The organism is Actinomycetospora corticicola (genome assembly GCF_013409505.1).
Lineage (GTDB): Bacteria > Actinomycetota > Actinomycetes > Mycobacteriales > Pseudonocardiaceae > Actinomycetospora > Actinomycetospora corticicola.
On record NZ_JACCBN010000001.1, the window covers coordinates 4,892,217 to 4,908,151 of the forward strand.

At 74.5% G+C, this 15,935-nt stretch carries 9 protein-coding genes, 1 tRNA gene and 1 pseudogene; 4 read left to right on the forward strand and 7 right to left on the reverse strand.

Features of this window, described 5'->3' with window-relative positions:
• The first annotated feature begins 34 nt into the window (after nt 1–34).
• Nucleotides 35–5,560, forward strand: a complete 5,526-nt coding sequence (locus tag BJ983_RS23780) for an ATP-binding protein (RefSeq protein ID WP_179796068.1) — start codon at nt 35–37, stop codon at nt 5,558–5,560.
• Here the strand turns inward: BJ983_RS23780 and BJ983_RS23785 are convergent.
• Nucleotides 5,541–6,335, reverse strand: coding sequence for an alpha/beta hydrolase (locus tag BJ983_RS23785; RefSeq protein ID WP_179796069.1), 795 nt, complete (start codon nt 6,333–6,335; stop codon nt 5,541–5,543). The two genes, BJ983_RS23780 and BJ983_RS23785, sit on opposite strands and share 20 nt — an antisense overlap.
• A 42-nt stretch (nt 6,336–6,377) precedes the next feature.
• Here BJ983_RS23785 and BJ983_RS23790 point away from each other — a divergent pair.
• A pseudogene (locus tag BJ983_RS23790) lies at nt 6,378–6,845 on the forward strand (winged helix-turn-helix transcriptional regulator); the annotation flags it as partial.
• 116 nt (nt 6,846–6,961) lie between these two features.
• Nucleotides 6,962–7,699: an enoyl-CoA hydratase gene (locus BJ983_RS23795; RefSeq protein WP_179796070.1), complete on the forward strand. Its 738-nt coding sequence runs from the start codon at nt 6,962–6,964 to the stop codon at nt 7,697–7,699.
• A gap of 61 nt (nt 7,700–7,760) precedes the next feature.
• Here the strand turns inward: BJ983_RS23795 and BJ983_RS23800 are convergent, their stop codons facing one another.
• A complete protein-coding gene (locus BJ983_RS23800; protein ID WP_343054328.1) occupies nt 7,761–9,209 on the reverse strand; it encodes an HAD-IB family hydrolase in 1,449 nt (482 codons plus the stop codon).
• A 1-nt stretch (nt 9,210) separates the two neighbouring features.
• A complete protein-coding gene (locus BJ983_RS23805; protein ID WP_218890425.1) occupies nt 9,211–11,673 on the reverse strand; it encodes a glycerol-3-phosphate 1-O-acyltransferase in 2,463 nt (820 codons plus the stop codon).
• A gap of 161 nt (nt 11,674–11,834) precedes the next feature.
• Here BJ983_RS23805 and BJ983_RS23810 point away from each other — a divergent pair, with 161 nt between their 5' ends.
• Nucleotides 11,835–12,851 (forward strand): alcohol dehydrogenase, encoded by a 1,017-nt coding sequence (locus BJ983_RS23810; RefSeq protein ID WP_343054329.1) that lies wholly within the window; start codon nt 11,835–11,837, stop codon nt 12,849–12,851.
• Here the strand turns inward: BJ983_RS23810 and BJ983_RS23815 are convergent.
• The 4 genes from BJ983_RS23815 to BJ983_RS23830 all read right to left on the reverse strand — a co-directional run bounded on the left by BJ983_RS23815 (nt 12,848) and on the right by BJ983_RS23830 (nt 15,922).
• Nucleotides 12,848–13,900, reverse strand: coding sequence for a glycoside hydrolase family 18 protein (locus BJ983_RS23815; RefSeq protein ID WP_179796073.1), 1,053 nt, complete (start codon nt 13,898–13,900; stop codon nt 12,848–12,850). The two genes, BJ983_RS23810 and BJ983_RS23815, sit on opposite strands and share 4 nt — an antisense overlap.
• Nucleotides 13,897–14,535 carry a hypothetical protein gene (locus tag BJ983_RS23820; RefSeq protein ID WP_179796074.1) on the reverse strand — a complete coding sequence of 213 codons (639 nt, stop codon included), beginning with the start codon at nt 14,533–14,535 and terminating at the stop codon, nt 13,897–13,899. The genes BJ983_RS23815 and BJ983_RS23820 overlap by 4 nt, the downstream gene beginning before the upstream one ends.
• Nucleotides 14,536–14,850: 315 nt before the next feature.
• Nucleotides 14,851–14,924: transfer RNA gene (locus tag BJ983_RS23825), tRNA-Pro, on the reverse strand.
• 23 nt (nt 14,925–14,947) lie between these two features.
• On the reverse strand, nt 14,948–15,922 hold the full coding sequence (locus tag BJ983_RS23830) for a metallophosphoesterase (protein ID WP_179796075.1): 975 nt from the start codon (nt 15,920–15,922) through the stop codon (nt 14,948–14,950).
• Between the last annotated feature and the right edge of the window lie 13 nt (nt 15,923–15,935).

Here is a 15,935-nt window from a genome sequence, read left to right on the forward strand (position 1 = left end):
GCGAGTACGCGCCGGAAACGGCAAGTTTCACGCCATGGCGTCCGACGAAGGCACCACGCTCCGAGCCGTGCGACGGATCGCGATCGTCAACCGGGGTGAGGCGGCGGTCCGGCTCATCCACGCGGTCCGCGACATCAACGCCGAGCGCCGCGGCACGGACGCCGAGCCGATCCGCACGATCGCCCTCGCGACCGACGCGGAGCCGGCCGCGATGTTCGTCCGGGAGGCCGACGAGGTGTACGCGCTCGGCGCGGCCGCCGACCGCCCGTACCTGGACCACGACCGGCTCGTCGACGCGCTGCGCGCCACCGACGCCGATGCGGTGTGGGTGGGCTGGGGCTTCGTCGCGGAGGACTCGGGCTTCGCCCAGCGGTGCGCCGATCTCGGCATCACCTTCATCGGTCCGAGCGCCGAGGCGATGCGCCGGCTCGGCGACAAGATCGGCGCGAAGCTGCTGGCCGAGGAGTCCGGGGTCCCGGTCGCCCCGTGGAGCGGCGGCGCGGTGGAGTCGCTGGACGCGGCGCTCGAGGCGGCGGACGCCATCGGCTACCCGCTCATGCTCAAGGCGGCGGCGGGCGGCGGCGGTCGTGGCATCCGGACGATCCGGGGCGCGGACGAGCTGCGGTCGGCGTTCCAGAACACCCGCGACGAGGCCCGCCGGGCCTTCGGCAGCGACGTGGTGTTCCTCGAGCGGCTGGTCACCGGGGCGCGGCACGTCGAGGTGCAGGTCATCGCCGACCCGCACGGCACGGCGTGGGCGCTCGGGGTCCGCGACTGCTCGATCCAGCGCCGCAACCAGAAGATCATCGAGGAGTCGGCCTCCCCGCTGCTCACCGTCGAGCAGACCGACGAGCTCAAGGCGTCCGCGGAGCGGCTCGCGCTGCGGGTCGGCTACTGCGGCGCCGGGACCGTCGAGTTCCTCTACCACCCCGGGGACAAGGCGTTCTCGTTCCTCGAGGTCAACACCCGCCTCCAGGTCGAGCACCCGATCACCGAGGTCACCACCGGCACCGACCTGGTGCGCCTGCAGATCCACGTGGCGAGCGGCGGCCGGCTCACCGGCACGCGGCCCCCGGAGGTCGGGCACGCGGTCGAGGCCCGCCTGAACGCCGAGGACCCGGACCGGGACTTCACCCCCTCCCCGGGGCGCATCGAGCTGCTGGAGCTGCCGAGCGGGCCGGGCATCCGGGTCGACACCGGCGTCAGTCGCGGCGACGTCATCCCGCCGGACTTCGACTCGATGATCGCGAAGATCATCGCCTCCGGGCGGACCCGCAACGAGGCGCTCGCGCGGCTGCGGCGGGCGGTGTCGGAGACCGCGGTGGTGGTCGAGGGCGGCGTCACCAACAAGAGCTTCGTGCTCGACCTGCTCGACCGCCCCGAGGTGATCGACGGGTCGGCCGACACCGGCTGGATCGACCGGGTCCGCGCGGAGGGCGGTCTCCTCGAGGAGCGGCACTCCGGGATCGCCCTGGTCAGTGCCGCCATCGAGGCGTACGAGAGCGAGGAGCTGGTCGACGTCGCCCGGCTGCTCGAGACCGCGCGCGGCGGGCGACCGCAGGTGGGGCACCGCTCCGCGCGGCCGTTCGACCTGAGCCTGCGCGGCCGCAGCCACCGCCTCGAGGTCTCCCGCATCGGCGCGCAGCGCTTCCGCGTCACGGTGGTCGGCGGGGACGGGGCGGACGACCGCGTCGTGCACGTGACCGTCCACCTGCTCGACGACCACCACCGCCGCGTGGTGGTCGGCGGGCAGGGCCACCGGGTGCTCTCGGCGACCCACGGCCCGGTGCACTTCGTCGAGGTCGACGGGATCGCCCACCGGGTCAGCCGGGACGAGGGCGGCGTGGTGCGGGCCCCCGCCCCGGCGCTCGTGGTGGCGGTCCCGGTGGCCGTCGGCGACGAGGTCGCGGCCGGGGCGCCGGTCCTCGTGCTCGAGTCGATGAAGATGGAGACCCAGCTCCACGCGCCGTTCGCGGGCGTCCTGCGCGAGCTGCACGTGTCGACCGGCAGCCAGGTGGAGACCGGGACGCCGCTGGCCCGGCTCGAACCGCTCGAGGACCCGGACGCGGTCGTCGAGGAGGCCGACCCGGCCGCGGCCGAGCTGGACCTGCCCGCCGCGGACGCCGATGCGGGCAGCGCCCTCGACGACCTGGTCGCGGTGCTCCTCGGCTACGACGTCGGGCCGGGCGAGGAGGGCGGCTGGGGCACCGAGGCGGCGCTCGCCCGCTACCTGGCCGACCGCGACGCCCGCGCGGCGGCGGGGGAGGACGTCCACGACGCCGAGATCGGCCTGCTCGCGGTGTTCGCCGACTTCGCCGAGCTCTCGCGCAACCGGCCGGCCGACGAGGAGGCGCGGGCCGAGCTGCGGGTGCACAGCCCCCGCGAGTACTTCCACACCTACCTGCAGAGCCTCGACGCCGAGCGCGGGGCGCTGCCGGAGATGTTCACGGCGAAGCTGCGCAGCGTGCTCGCGCACTACGGCGTCGACGACCTCACCCGCACGCCGCAGCTCGAGCGCGTCGTGTTCCGGGTCTTCCTCGCCCAGGGCCGCTCCGCCCCCGACCTCGTGATCGTCACCGCGATCCTGCAGCGCTGGCTGGTGGAGCCCGCGATCGACGACGACCGGGCCGTCGGGGTGCGCGAGCTGCTCGACCGGCTGGTCCGCGCCATGCAGCGTCGCTTCCCCGCGGTCGGTGACCTGGCCCGCAGCGTCCGCTACCGCTGGTTCGACGAGCCCGTGGTCGCCCGGGAGCGGGCCGCGGCGCTCGAGGGGGTCGCCGCCGAGCTGGCCTCCCTCGACGAGCACCCCGAGGCCCCGGACCGCGAGGAGCGCATCGAGGCGCTCGCCGCGACCCCGGAGCGGGTCGTCGGGCTGCTCGCCGACCGGCTGCTCGCGGGCGTCCCGGTGCGTGAGCCGCTGCTCGACGTGCTCACGCGACGGCACTACCGCGGCTACGACCTGGACGACCTGCGCACGCCCACGGTCGCCGACCGCCCGTCGGTCGAGGCGGACTACGTCCTCGACGGCCGGCCGACGCGGCTCGTGTCGACGGTCGGCACCGTGGCCGAGCTGACGCCCGACGGGCCCCTGGCGACCGGGCTCGCCGAGCGCGTGGCGGCCCACGCCCCGGGCCAGGCGACGGTGGTCGACCTCTACCTCGCCTGGCCGGACGCGCCGGAGGACGCCGAGGCCTGCTGCGCCGCCCTGCGGGAGCGGCTCGGGGCGACCGCGTTCGCCCACGACGTGCGGCGGGTGGCCGTCGCCGTCTGCGCCCCCGGACGCCCGGTCGGCTACTTCACGATGCGGCCCACCGACGACGGCGGGCTCGTCGAGGACGACCTCGTGCGCGGGGTGCACCCCATGGTCGGGCGCCGGCTCGACCTGTGGCGGCTGCGCGACTTCGACATCGTCCGCGTCGACGCGCCGGACGACGTGCTGCTCTACCACGCGACGGCCAAGGACAACCCGTCCGACCAGCGGCTCGTGGCGCTCGCCCAGGTCCGGGAGCTCGCCGTCGTGCGGGACGCCGACGGCCGGGTGTCGTCGCTGCCCCAGGTCGAGCGGGCCATCGCGGACTGCGTCGAGGGCATCCGGCGGGTCCGCGCGGTCCGGTCCTCGCGGGCCGTCCCGCTGGACATGAACCACGTGTGGCTGCACATCTGGCCGGCGATCGAGGCCGAGCTGGAGCAGGTCACGGCGGTCCGGGCGAGCATCGCCCCGATCACCTCGGGCGCCGGGATCGACGAGGTCCTGGTGTCCGGGCGGATCACGACGCCCGAGGGCACCTATCCGATCGCCGGGCGCTTCTACTCCCAGCCGGGTGCGGGCGTGCAGTACTCGGTGGGCCCGCCGCCCACCGAGCGGCTCGCCCCGATGGACGACTACGGCCAGAAGGTGATGCGCGCCCGCCGTCGGAACACGGTGCACCCCTACGAGGTGCTGAACGTGGTCGCCGGCGACACCGGGACCATCGTCGAGCACGACCTCGACGACGGCCGCCTCGTCCCCGTGTACCGGGCGCCCGGCGGGAACGTCGCGGGCATCGTCGTCGCCGTCGTCACCACCCCCACCGACGGCTACCCCGAGGGCGTCACCCGCGTGGTCCTCGCGGGCGACCCGACGAAGGCGCTCGGTGCGGTCTCGGAGCCGGAGTGCTCGCGGATCATCGCGGCGCTCGATCTCGCGGAGACCATGCGCGTGCCGGTGGAGTGGTACGCGCTCTCGGCCGGCGCGCGGATCGCGATGCAGTCCGGCACCGAGAACATGGACTGGGTGGCGCGCGGCCTCAAGCGCATCATCGAGTTCACCCAGGCCGGCGGCGAGATCGACATCGTGGTCGCGGGCATCAACGTCGGCGCCCAGCCGTACTGGAACGCCGAGGCCACGATGCTCATGCACACCAAGGGCATCCTCGTGATGACGCCGGAGTCGGCGATGGTGCTGACCGGCAAGCAGTCCCTGGACTTCTCCGGCGGGGTCTCGGCCGAGGACAACTTCGGCATCGGCGGCTACGACCGCGTCATGGGGCCGAACGGCCAGGCGCAGTACTGGGCGCCGGACCTCGGCAGCGCCCGCGACATCGTGCTCGCCCACCACGAGCACACCTACGTCGTCCCCGGCGAGCCCGGACCGCGGCGCCTGCCGACCACCGACCCGGTCGACCGGGACATCACCACGGCCCCGCACGACTCGCCGGACTCGACGTTCACCACCATCGGCGAGATCTTCTCGCCCGCCACGAACCCGGACCGCAAGAAGGCCTTCGATATCCGCACCGTGATGCGGGCCCTCGCGGACGCCGACCACCCGACGCTCGAGCGGTGGGCGGGCATGGCCGACGCGGACACGGCGGTGGTGTTCGACGCCCACCTCGGCGGCCACCCGGTCTGCCTGCTCGGCATCGAGTCGCGGTCGGTGCCGCGGCGCGGCTTCCCGCCGACCGACGGCCCGGACACCTACACGGCGGGGACGCTGTTCCCGAAGTCGTCGAAGAAGGCCGCGCGGGCCATCAACGCGGCCAGCGGGAACCGGCCCGTCGTCGTGCTGGCGAACCTCTCGGGCTTCGACGGCTCCCCGGACTCGATGCGCAACATCCAGCTCGAGTACGGCGCCGAGATCGGCCGGGCGGTGGTCAACTTCGACGGCCCGATCGTGTTCTGCGTGATCTCGCGGTACCACGGCGGGGCGTTCGTGGTGTTCTCGAAGGCGCTGAACCCGCGGATGACGGTGCTGGCCGTGGAGGGCTCGTTCGCCTCGGTGATCGGCGGGGCGCCGGCCGCGGCCGTCGTGTTCGCCGCCGAGGTCGACAAGCGCACCGAGGCCGACCCGCGGGTCACCGAGCTGACCGAGGCGGTCCGGGCGGCCGACGAGGTCGACCGGGCGCCGATCGCGGCCCGGCTGCGCGAGGTCCGCACGGCGGTCCGGGCCGAGCAGCTGGGCGCGGTCGCCGCGGAGTTCGACCGGGTGCACAGCATCCACCGGGCGGTGGAGGTCGGATCGGTGGACGCCGTCATCTCGGCGAGCGAGATGCGTCCGCGCATCATCGCCTCGCTCGGCTGAGGACCTTCCCGACGACGGGCTCCCACTCCCGCTCCGGCGGGAGCTGGTGGCCCATGCCCTCGACGACGACGAGCTCCGCACCGGGGACCGCGTCGGCGAGGGCCCGCCCGTGCGCGAGGGGGAAGACCGGGTCGGCGCTGCCGTGCACGACGGTGACCGGGAGGCCGCCGAGCGCCGACAGGTCGTCGGGCCCGCCCGTCGCGTCCCCGATCACCAGGAAGTGGTTGGCCGCGGACGCCAGGTCGCGGGTCCGGGCGACGACCCGACGGGCGATGGCCCGGACGCGGGCCTCCTCGAACATCCCGGGGCCGGCGCACGGCCGTTCGCCCTCGACGATCGCCTCCACCGGGTCGTCGAGCTCCGGCCCGGGGGCGAGCGACGGGTCGGGGCCCGGGAGCCCGGTGACGCGCGGGTCCACGGGGGTCGTGGCGATCAGGGTGAGCCCGGTGACGCGGTCGGGGTGCGCCAGGGCCAGTTCCTGCGCGATCCCGCCACCCATCGACAGCCCGACCAGGTGCGCGGACGCGATGCCGAGGTCGTCGAGCACGCCGAGCGCGTCGGCCGTCAGGTCCGCCCCGGTGTAGCCCGGCGCGCCGGGCGGCCAGTGCTCCGCCTCGCCGGTGTCGCGGTGGTCGTAGCGCACCACACGGGCGCGGGCGCGGACGAGCGGTGCCGTGGCGATCTCGTCCCACCAGTCCCGTGACCAGGTCGCGCCCCCGATGAGCAGCACGGGCCACCCGTCGTCGGGACCGAGGGACTCAACCGCTGGCAACATGCAACCAGTTGTAGCGGCAAGTAGTGGTAAAGTGCAAGCACCATGGAGACGCGGTCCGGCTGTCCGATCAACCAGGCGGTGGAGGCGTTCGGCGACCGCTGGAGCCTGCTCGTGCTCCGCGACATCACCTTCGGCGGCCGCCGGCACTTCCGGGAGCTGCTCGCCGGGTCGCAGGAGGGGATCGCCTCGAACATCCTCGCGGACCGCCTGAAGCGGCTGGTCGAGAGCGGGCTGCTCACCCGGGACGACGCCGGGCGGGGTCGCCGCGCCACCTACAGCCTGACCGAGGCGGCGATCCAGCTCGTACCGGTCTACGCGGTTCTCGGCTCGTGGGGGCTGCGGCACCGCGAGACGTCGACGCCGCTGCGGGTGCGCGCCGAGCTGCTCGAGGCGGGTGGCCCCGAGCTGTGGGCGGAGTTCATGGCGGAGCTGCGCGCGGTCCACCTGGGCGCGCCGGCGCCCGAGGGCCCGTCCGCGACGGAGAAGCTGGCGGCCGCCTACGCCGCCGCGACGGATTCCGGACGACGGGTGTCAGCCCCCGGGGTGGCAGGAAAGCGTCGTTGCTGTCATCAGGTGACAGCATCGACGCTTTCCTCCCACGGATCAGGAGCTGACACGATGACCCCGTGATCGAGACGCAGGCCCACGACGCGGTGACCGAGCTGCGGATCGCCCGCCCGGAGCGGCGCAACGCCCTGGACACCGCCCACTGCCGGGACCTGCACGCGGCGCTGGACGAGGCCGTGGCGGGCGGGACCCGGGCGGTGGTGCTGACCGGGGAGGGCACGGCGTTCTGCGCGGGCGCCGACCTGCACACCGTCGGCGACGCCGGGTTCCTCGACGCGCTCTACGCGATGCTGCAGCGGATCGTCGCGGTCGAGGTGCCGGTGATCGCCGCCGTGCAGGGGCCGGCGATCGGGGCGGGCACGCAGCTCGCCGTCGCCGCCGACCTGCGGGTCTGCTCGCCGCAGGCCGTCTTCGGGCTCCCGACCGCCGCGCTCGGGCTCGCCGTCGACCCGTGGACCGTCCGGCGGCTGGCCCTGCTCGCCGGAGGTGGCCCGGCCCGACGGATGCTGCTGACCTGCGAGCGGCTCGACGTCGCCGCGGCCGCGGGGCTCGTGGACCGCACCGCCGACGACCCCCGGGCGGCCGCCCTCGCGTGGGCGGCCGAGGTGGCGGCGCTCGCCCCGCTCACGCTCGCCTACAACAAGCTCGCGGTGAACCGGCTGCTCGAGGACCCGACCGACGCGGAGACCCTCGACGCCGTCGCCGCCGGGTTCAGCGCCTGCTGGGCCAGCGAGGACCTCGCCGAGGGACGCCGGGCCCGCGAGGAGAAGCGGGCCCCGCGGTTCGTCGGCCGGTGAGCGTGGCGACCTGCTGCCACCGGACGTCAGCCGTGTGCCACCGCTGACACCCGCGGGCCGCTCAGTCCTCGCCCGGCCAGTTCGCGAGCGTGTCGAGGTACTGCTGACGCACGCCCTCGACGTGCTCGTCGAGGTCCGCCGGGTCCCACGACGACACGTCGATGGGCGGCAGCACGGCCACCTGCACGGTCCCGGGGTGGATCACCATCGCGTTGCGGCTCATGAGCTCGCCGGTGTTGCGGAACACCAGCGGGATCACGGGCACGCCCGCCTGCATCGCGAGGTGGAAGGCGCCCTTCTTGAACCGGCCCGGGCTCGGCGTCGCCGACCGCGTGCCCTCGGGCGCGATGACCACCGACACCCCGGAGCGCAGGCGCTCGACGGCGGGCTCGAGGGCCTTGCGGGCCTGCGTGGAGTCGGCGCGGTCGATGAAGGCCGTCTCCAGCAGCCGCATGAGCGGGCCGAACAGCGGGTTGTTGGCCAGCTCCACCTTCGCCACCGGTGCGAAGTTGCCGCGCAGCAGACCGCCGAGCACGAGCACGTCGAGCTGGCTCTGGTGGTTGAACAGGAAGACCGCGGGCTGGTTCTCCCAGATGTGGTGCCCGCCGACGACGTCGAGGGTGACCCCGGAGGCGAGCAGCGACAGGTCGCCGCCGAGCCCGATCCCCAGGTTGAGTCCCGCCCGACGCGACCCGCCGAGCAGGCCCAGCCCGAGCCCCGTCACGAAGCCGCCCATCATTCCGGCGTAGGTGCCGACGGTGCGGGCGACCTCCAGCGGGCCGGTCCAGGGGCGCCCGGGGAAGTCGATCGTCGGCCAGCCGCGCTCGGCGGCGGCCCGGCGCAGCCCGGACGACGGGTTCACCGCGGTCGGGCGGCCCACGGTCGCGAGGAAGGGCACGTCCTCGTTGCCGTTGGAGTAGGCGAAGCTCGCCTCGAGGTCGATCTGGTGGGCGGCCGCGAAGTCCTTCACCGCCGCGGCCTTGCCCTCGCCGTAGGGGCTGCGGCCGTCGGGCCGACCGGTGAGGCGGCCGTCCTCGCCGACCTCGAGCGACGTGTAGATGGTGTGGTCGACGCCGAGGGCGTCCGCGGCGGGGCCGACCTGGAAGCGGGTGGCCGACGACGCCAGCACCACGGTGTGCCCCGCCTCGAGGTGGGCGCGCACCAGGCGCCAGGCCTCCGGGTACACCGACGGGCCGATCTCGTCGCGGAACAGCTGCCGCCCGAGCTTCTCGAGCTCCTCCGGCGTCCGGCCGGCCCAGCTGCGCAGCGTGATCCCGAGGAACTTGGTGAAGTCCTCCTCGGTCTCCAGCGACTGGCTCCCGGCGGCCGCGAGGGTGCGCACCGTCGTCGGGACGTCGATGTCGAGGTGGGTGATGTGGTGGCGCATGAACGACACGACGGAGTAGCCCGCGATGACGGTCCCGTCGAAGTCGAAGAACGCACCGACGGACGGGCCCTCGGGCGCGTTCCGGACGTCGTCGAGCAGTGACTCGGGGCTGGGTCTCGACACGCTAGGGCCTGACACCGGTGCTCTCCTGTCGGTTGCGGGCATCGGTCTCGTCGATGCGGACGACCCGGCCGACCACGGCGCGGATCTCGTCGGCGAACTCCTGACGACGGGTCGCGAGGCCGGTGAGGACCTCGGGCGTCGGGTCGTCGGGAAGGGTCACCAGTCCCCTGTTGCCCGCCAGGCGCAGCGCTGATGCGAACAGCTCCCGGGACAACGCCTCCGGACCGTGCAGCCGGCCCTGCAGGAGCAGCTGGCGGCCGACCGCGAGGCAGTCGTCGAAGAGCTCGTCGTCGACGACGGCGGTGCCCACGTCCCACGCCGCGAGGCGCTGGGCGAGGAGCCACTGGGCGTCGACGAAGGACCGCAGCACCCGGTGCGCGCAGAGGAACTTGCTCGCGAGCAGGACCTCCTTCGTCCGGGCGACGGGGCGCCCGACCTCGGTCCAGTCCGGGTCGATCAGCGTCAGCTCGTCGGCCAGCTCGGCGCGGAAGGTCTCCTTGTCGGGGAAGAAGAACTCGTACTTCAGCAGGTCGCGCAGGGCGAGCGCGTGCGTGAACCCCGCGGCGAGCGCCTCGCGGCCGTCGTCCGCGTCGTCGACCTCGAGCACGGAGAGCTCGACGATCGCGCGGTTGACGAAGTGGTGGATCGCGGAGTTGCGGTAGAACGCGGCCACGATGTGGTGGCCGGGCTCGATCGAGAACACCGGCTCGGTGCCCTCGGTGTAGGCCGTGACCACCTTCTCCTGGCGCAGCGCGAGCAGGGCCTCGGCGACGCCGCCGTTGGTGCGCAGCGACCCGATCCCGGTGTGCGGCAGCTTGCGGGCCTCGACGTAGTCGAGCACCGGCTCCACCACGCGGCGGACCTGGGACAGGGTCAGGGCCCGGTCGCGGACACCGAGCAGCGCCAGGGCGGCCATCGCGATCGGGGTCACCGGCGTGACCCGGTTGATCCGCACGAAGACCTCGAACGCGGTCTTCTGCAGGGCCAGGCGCCGCGCCGGGGAGTCCCCGATCTCGGGGTCGAGCTCGTCGGGGTGCCGCTCGAGCGCGGGGTCGCCCGCGGCGGAGAGGGCCTGGCGCAGCGAGAGCGGCTCGCCGAACGCCACGTGCAGCGAGCCGACCCGGCGGCGCTGGGCGCGGGCGTAGCCGGCCAGCCAGCGCACCCCCTCCGGCGTCTTCGCCCCGCCCATCTGCTCGGCGGCCATCTGGTGCACTTCCTGGAGCTGGTCGTGCGTGATGGAGACCGGGACGAGGAACACGTCGGAGGTCCGGCGGGTCTCGACGGCGTGCGCCACGTCGGAGAGCAGGCCGTACTTCGGCGGGCGCAGCTTGCCCGTGCGGGTCCGGCCGCCCTCCATGTACCACTCGAGGTTGAACCGCTTCGCCGCGAGCCACGAGAAGTACTCGCGGACCATCGCCTTGTAGACCGAGTCCTTGCCGAAGCTGCGGCGGATGAAGATGATGCCGCTGCGCCGGGCCAGCGACTCCAGGCCCCAGATCCGCAGGTTGTTGCCACCGAGCACGTGGTTGCGCGGGAAGTCGTTCGCGCGGAGCACCTCGGCCAGGACGAACGGGTCGGTGTAGGAGCGGTGCGAGGGCAGGAAGACCAGCGCGTGCTCGGCGTTCAGCGCGCGCAGCGGCTCGAGGCCGCTCGTGTCGGCGTGGACCTCCCAGGCCCGCTCGTGCATCGGGCGCAGCACGCCGGAGAACATGTCGACCGCGGTGGGGTCCATCGCGGCGACGAGGCCCTGGAGCGCCTTCTCCGCCTCCGCGGCGACCTGCTCCTCGGGCTCGCCGGTCTCCTGGGCCAGCCGGCGGACCTCGCGGGCGAAGGCGGCGCCACCGACGATCTGGTCGGCGACCTCGCGGGGCACCTTCGAGCGGTTGCCGAGCACGCTGCGCTCGGCGCGGTCGAGCGCGAGGTTGGCCTGCTGGGTGACGAAGCGGACGAAGTCGGCGGTCTCGGTGGACATCCGCTCGCGACGGTGCCGCACCAGCAGCTCCCGCACGGTCGCGGGACGCCCGACCACCACCCGGTGGCGCTGCCGGTCGGTGCGCTCCTGCTGGGCGCGGGCGGCCCGGGCGCGGTCGCGCAGCCAGGAGCGGCGCGTGACGGCGTCGAGGACGCGCAGCAGCGGCTTCGTCGGTTCGGTCTCGCTGCTCGGCTCCCACACGAGGCGGACCGGCACGAGCAGCGGGTTGTCCCCCCGCGTCAGGCGGGCCGCGAGCTCTCCGCCCTCGGCCGGCACGGTCTCCACCGTGCGGCCGTTGAGGGGACGGTTCGCCGTCAGCCACCGGTCGATCAGCCGACGCTCGAGCACGCTCGGCGCGTCGACGAGGACGACGAGGTGACGGTCACCGGAGTCGGGCAGGCCGCCCGGCCCGGGCCGGGACACGACGCTCCCCGGCGGACCCGACCTGTCGTCGGGAAGGGGAAACGCGGCGGAGACCGGCTCAGCTCCCACGGTGTGCACCTCCCGCGCCGAAGCCCGCGCCCGCCGGGACGGGGCCGGCGCAGGTGGAACCACCCTACCCGGCCGACCGGCACCGGTGATCGTCACGCGTCGCGGTTCCGATGCAGGGGTACGCATGTCACGACCGAGGTTCCATCGCGAGGAGACGTGACGTGCGCGCAGTACAGGTGCCCCAGGCCGGCGGCGAGTTCGAGCTGGTGGAGCGCGACCTGCCCCAGCCCGGGGAGGGCGAGGTCCGGGTGACGGTGCAGGCCTGCGGGGTCTGCCACTCGGACATGTTCGCCAAGGAGGGCGTGATGGGGGACGCGACGCCGTTCCCGATCGTCCCCGGGCACGAGATCGTCGGCCTCGTCGACGCCCTCGGCGAGAACGTGCGCGGCGACTGGAAGCCGGGCGACCGCGTGGGCGTCGGCTGGTTCGGCGGCGCCTGCTACCACTGCGAGTCCTGCCGTCGCGGGGACTTCATCACCTGCGCGAACGGCCGCATCCCCGGCGTGACCTTCGACGGCGGGTACGCCGACGCCGTCGTCGTGCCGGCCGACGCGCTCGCACGCGTGCCCGAGGAGCTCTCGGCGGAGGAGGCCGCGCCGCTGCTCTGCGCGGGCGTGACGACCTACCACGCGCTGCGCTCCAGCGTCGTCCGTCCCGGCGACCGCGTCGCCGTGCTGGGCATCGGCGGCCTCGGGCACCTCGCGATCCAGTTCGCCGCCCGCATGGGCTGCGAGGTCGTGGCGATCTCGCGGGGGACCGCCAAGGCCGACCTCGCGAAGCAGCTCGGGGCGCACGAGCACATCGACTCCGAGGCGGGGGACCCGGGCGAGGCCCTCGCCGCGATGGGCGGCGCGACCGTCATCGTCGCGACCGCCACCGACGGCGGCGCCGTCTCCCGCCTCGTGCCCGGCCTCGCGCCCCGCGGCCAGCTGATCGTCGTCGGCGCCGCCGAGACCCCGCTGACCATCGAGGCCATGTCGCTGATCGGACCCGCGACCCAGGTCGCCGGCCACCCGTCGGGCACCTCGAAGGACTCCGAGGACACCCTGAACTTCTCCCGCATCACCGGCGTCCGCCCGATGATCGAGACGATGCCGTTGGAGCAGGCCGCCGAGGCCTACGAGAAGATGATGGCGAACGACGCACGCTTCCGGATGGTCCTGACGACGGGCAACTAGCCGAAGCCCCGCAGGGTGCGGGTGAACGCCCAGGGCTCCTGGGCGATCCCGCTGCAGTCGTCGGCCTCGGTCGCCGTGCCGGGACAACCCCCGTTGTCCCGCAGCAGTGACCAGGCGCCGACGTAGCCGTACCCGCGGGCGCGGGCGCCGTCGACCACGGCGCCCGCGTCCGCGAGCGAGGTCGTCGCGTCGGTGTCGTTGCGCCCGATCATGAGCGTCACGCCGATCCGGCGGGCCACGTCGGCCGGGTCGCTGCCCGGCCACAGCCGTTGCAGCGCGGCGAGCGACAGGTCGGCGGCGTCGAGCATCGACTCCGACCACGTCCCCCGCTGCTCGAAGTTCATGACCATGAGGTTGACCCGGGCGGCGACGCCGCGCCCCGAGACGGTCTCGACGAGTTCCCGGGCGTCGTCGGTCATGCCGGCGTCGGCACTCTCGACCTGGACCGTCAGCGTGATCCGGGCCCCCCGCTCGTCCTGCAGGAGCTTCAGCGCGTCCGCCACGCGCGTCATCGACACCGCGCGGCCCTTGTCGGTCTCGATGTCGACGTCGAGGTGGTCGGTCCCGACGACGTCGAGCGCCTGCCCGTAGGCCCGCGCGAGCGACGCCGCGTCCGGGCACCGGGTCTCGAGGTAGTCCCCGATCGCGCCGCCCGACGACACCGTCACCGTCCCGCCGCGGCTCTTCAGCCCGGCGATCGAGCCCTGGACCGCGGGATCGGTCAGCGGGGTCGTGCCGCCCCAGGTCGGGTCGCAGCCCGACCCGGCGAGCACGAAGCCGAGCACGACGTCGCGCTGCCCGGAGACCGCCGCCACCGCGCCGAGGTCGGGCAGGGGCGGCGTGGTCAGGTCCACGTACGGCGCGACCCGCACCGTCGGCAACGGTCCGTCGGGGGCCCGCGGTCCGGGGCGCGTCGAAGCCGTGGTGGTCGGTCCCGCGGCGGCGGGCGCGCTCTGCGCGGTGCGGACCGGGGAGGGCAGCACCGCGAGGACGACGAGCAGCACCGTCAGCAACGCGCCCGCGAGGGCCGCGCGCAGGGCGACGATCACGCGTCGCGCAGCGTCGTGGGGTTCTCGACGGCGGGCTTCTCGTCGGCCTTCGGCTGCTCGGGCGCCGCCGGGGTCTGCACCTGCGGCTCCGGGGCGACCGGTGCGGGGGCCACGGGCGCGGGGACGACCGGGGCCGGCACGACCTTCCGCGGCGTGGTGGTGCGCGGTGCGACCTTCTTCGCGGTGCTCCGCTTCGTCGCCGGGGCCTTCTTCGTGGTGGTGGTGACGTCGTCGGCCGGGGTCGCCACGATCGGGCTCGGGACGACGGGCGCGGGGACGGCCGGAGCCGGCGCGAGGGAGGCGCCGCTCGCCACGGGGGCGGGGCCGACCCCGACCGGGCCGGTGGCGCCGGCGAGCGCCCCGGTCACGACGACGCCGACGTACCCCGCGGCGAGCGTGGCGGCGGCGGCCGCGAGGCCCTTGAAGCGCCGGGCACGGCGTCCGCTGCCGTCCACGAAGATCGGCCCGGACTTCGCCCGGTCGCCGGGCGAGTTCGGGATCAGCGTGGTGGTGGCCCGGGCGGCGATGTCGTCCGCGGAGCTGCGCCGGGCGGACGCGGCCCGGAGCTCCTCGGGGCTGCTGCGCCGGGCGGGAGCGACCTGCAGGGGCGTCACGACCGTGCGGGGAGCGGGCACGGCGACCGTCCGTGCGGTGATCGCCCGCTGTGACGGGAGGGGGCCGACCGGCCTCCGATCGGAGGAGTCGAGCACCGTATAGCGGCGTGCGGTGTCGTCCGTCGCGCGGTGATTCGCCATGGTTCGTTCCCTGCCGTCCCCGATCGGTGTCGGACACCCTTCCGGGTATCACCCGTCCGAGGTATCGGGACGGAGCATGGCACCGTTACCTGCCGGTGACCAATTGATGGTCGCGACCTTGTGACCGAGGCGATAGGGCCCGGGAACGAGAACGGCCCCGGCTCTCCTGGGAGAACCGGGGCCGAACCGTGTGTGTCGGGGTGGCGGGATTCGAACCCACGACCTCCTCGTCCCGAACGAGGCGCGCTACCAAGCTGCGCCACACCCCGAGCTTGTCGCTCTGTGGACGAGCCTACCTGGTGGGTCCGGCGGTGTCGGACAGGGGCCGGGTGTCCGCTCCGACGGGCACGAGGTCGAGGAGGGTGGCCTCCGGTCGGCACCAGAACCGGGCGGGGGCCCACGGGGAGGTGCCGAGACCCGCGGAGACGTGCAGCCGCGTGTGGGACCCCCAGCGCGACGGTCCCGTGACCCGGCTCCGGTCGATCCCGCAGTTGGTGACCAGGGCGCCGTAGCCCGGCAGGCAGAGCTGGCCGCCGTGGGTGTGGCCGGCCAGCACGAGGTCGTAGCCGTCGGCGGCGAACCCGTCGAGCACCCGCGGCTCGGGCGCGTGGGTCAGCCCGAGGCGCAGCACCGGCGGGTCGGCGGTGCCGTCGGCGTCGTCGGCGCCGGGGTCGGCGGGTCCCGCGATCCGGTCGTAGTCGTCGCGCCCCACGTGCGGGTCGTCCACCCCGGCCACGGCGATCCGCTGTCCGCCCACCGTCACCTCGAACCGGGCGTGGGTGGCGTCCTGCCAGCCCCGCTCGACGAACGCGGCCCGCAGGTCGCGCCAGGGGAGCTCGGGGCCCAGGACGCGGTGCTCCGGGCGGAACAGGTAGTCCAGGGGATTCTTGGGTCGCGGCCCGTGGTGGTCGTTGCTGCCGAACACGAAGACGCCCGGGACGTCGAGCAGGCCCCCGAGCGCCCGGAGCACGACCGGCACGCCCCGCGGGTGGGACAGGTTGTCCCCGGTGTTCACGACGAGGTCGGGCGCCAGGTCGGCGAGCCCCGCCACGAAGCGCTCCTCGCGGTCCTGGCCGGGCCGCAGGTGCAGGTCGGACACGTGCAGCACCCGGATCGGCCGGGCCCCGCGCGCGAGCACCGGCAGGGTGACCCGGCGCAGGGCGAACCACTGCCGTTCGACGACCGTGGCCCAGCCCAACCCGAGCGCCCCGGTGGCCACGGCCCCCAGGGCGACCCGACCCGCCGTCCGGAAGCCGTGCTGCGCCACCCGATCCTCCGTG